General features: G+C 36.0%; 2 protein-coding genes. Both read left to right on the plus strand.

The features are described from left to right. The first annotated feature begins 414 nt into the window (after window positions 1-414). Entirely contained in the window at window positions 415-975 is a 561-nt protein-coding gene (locus tag AACX68_RS07035) for a cytochrome b (protein ID WP_228860841.1), read from the plus strand. Between the two features lie 16 nt (window positions 976-991). Continuing rightward, on the plus strand, window positions 992-1,567 hold the full coding sequence (locus AACX68_RS07040) for a YceI family protein (protein ID WP_228860842.1): 576 nt from the start codon (window positions 992-994) through the stop codon (window positions 1,565-1,567). Window positions 1,568-1,953 lie beyond the last annotated feature (386 nt).

The following is a 1,953-nucleotide window of genomic DNA, read 5'->3' on the forward strand; positions in this document are numbered from 1 at the left end:
TATATGTGGCAACTCTTAGCGTGCGTTGAAGAATTTATGATTGCATTTTCATTAGGGCAACAACCGGGAATGAAAAAAATGAGTGTATCGTTATTATGAAAGCTTATTTATCCTTAGTAACAACTTTAATTAATAAACCGAATTCATAAATACGAAATCTCGCTTAATTAATTTAACTTATTTTTATATATCTAAGATGAATATATTTATTCCATTTTATTTTATCCAATAAGAAAAGGAACTCATTAAATTCATTATTGATAAATTTTGATATTCTTAAACAAATTATTTGTCTGAAATTCACAGAAACTGTACCAGACTTTCATCTATTATAATGCTTGGGATTTTCATTTATGTTTATATCCTGTGTTAGTCGATTGTATTTTTTTTAGTGATCAAAAATAAGGAAACGATATGCTATTAAAAAACACTTCCAGACAATTTGGTCATGTCTCTGTTTTGATCCACTGGTTAATTGCTCTTGCTGTTTATGGAATGTTCATGCTGGGGTTATGGATGGTGACATTAAGCTATTATGATAGCTGGTATCATAGTGCACCTGAATTGCATAAAAGCATTGGGTTTATGATTTTTATCGTCATGGTCATTCGTGTTATCTGGCGATTTATTTCACCCCCACCAAAACCTCTGAGCAGTTACAGCCAGCTTACTCGGATCAGTGCAAAACTGGCTCATCTCACCCTTTATATCATCCTGTTTGGCATTTTATTCAGCGGGTACTTTATTTCCACCGCTGATGGTCAACCCATCAGTGTTTTTGGCTGGTTTGAAATCCCTGCCACACTGGCAAGACAAGGAGTACAAGCAGATACCGCGGGTATTATCCACTTATATCTTGCCTGGCTGATTGTTGTACTTTCCCTTTTGCATGGGCTTGCTGCTTTAAAACATCACTTTATTGATCGTGATAGTACGCTAAAAAGAATGTTTGGTTTCCCGCCAGACACAAAATAAATTTTGGAGAATCATTATGTTGAAAAAGACGTTAATCGGCCTGACTGCGGGTGTTTTATTTATGGGTGCAAGCTCAGCAATGGCATCCAACTATAAAATTGATACTGCCGGCCAACACGCTTTTATTGAGTTCCGTATTCAGCATTTAGGTATGAGCTGGGTTTATGGTAATTTCAAAAAATTTGATGGTGATTTTACCTTCGATAGCCAAAATCCGACTGCTGATAAAGTTAGTGTCACCATTAAAACTGACAGTATAGATACCAACCATGCTGAACGTGATAAACACTTACGTAGTGCTGATTTTTTAAACACAGCAAAATACCCGGAAGCCAAATTTACCTCAACCAAAGTGGAAAAAGTGGGTGAACAGTACAAAGTTATCGGTGAACTGACACTCAATGGAGTAACCAAACCAGTCACACTACAAGCGAAGCTGATGGGAGAAGGTAAAGATCCGTGGGGTGGTTATCGCGCCGGATTTGAAGCGAACGGTAAAATTAAATTGAAAGACTTCAATATTAAAACCGACTTAGGGCCAAAATCTCAGGAAGTGGAGTTAATCCTTTCTGTAGAAGGGGTTAAGGAATAAGCTTGGTATTCTCCTGTGTTATACAGAGATCATATCAATTCCTTCATACCATAAATAGACACAATTAATTCCCGCCGGATGATTGAGTAATTAAAATCATCTGGCGGTTATTCAACTCAAGTCGACAAAGCAGCCAAAAATGAATCCAAACTAATATTTTGCTATAACCTATAATTTTTTGATTATTTAACTCAGTGACTTAATAAATGGTCACATTCAAGATAAAATAGTGATGAAAATAACAAATAAGGGCTGAATCTCAACTCCACTTATTTCCTATCAAAAATTATCAATATTGCTATTCATTTATGATGGTTACTTTAATATCTGTCTCTTATACACACTGACGCTGCCGACGAAGCTAGAAGTGTAGATCTCGGTGGTCG

Origin of the sequence: Xenorhabdus sp. PB61.4 (assembly GCF_963894935.1) — a bacterium.
Classification (GTDB): domain Bacteria; phylum Pseudomonadota; class Gammaproteobacteria; order Enterobacterales; family Enterobacteriaceae; genus Xenorhabdus; species Xenorhabdus stockiae.

Excerpts from the sequence above, each read along its gene's own strand:
- AACX68_RS07035 (WP_228860841.1), top strand. The coding sequence starts at position 415 with ATGCTATTAAAAAACACTTCCAGACAATTTGGTCATGTCTCTGTTTTG.
- AACX68_RS07040 (WP_228860842.1), top strand. The coding sequence starts at position 992 with ATGTTGAAAAAGACGTTAATCGGCCTGACTGCGGGTGTTTTATTTATG.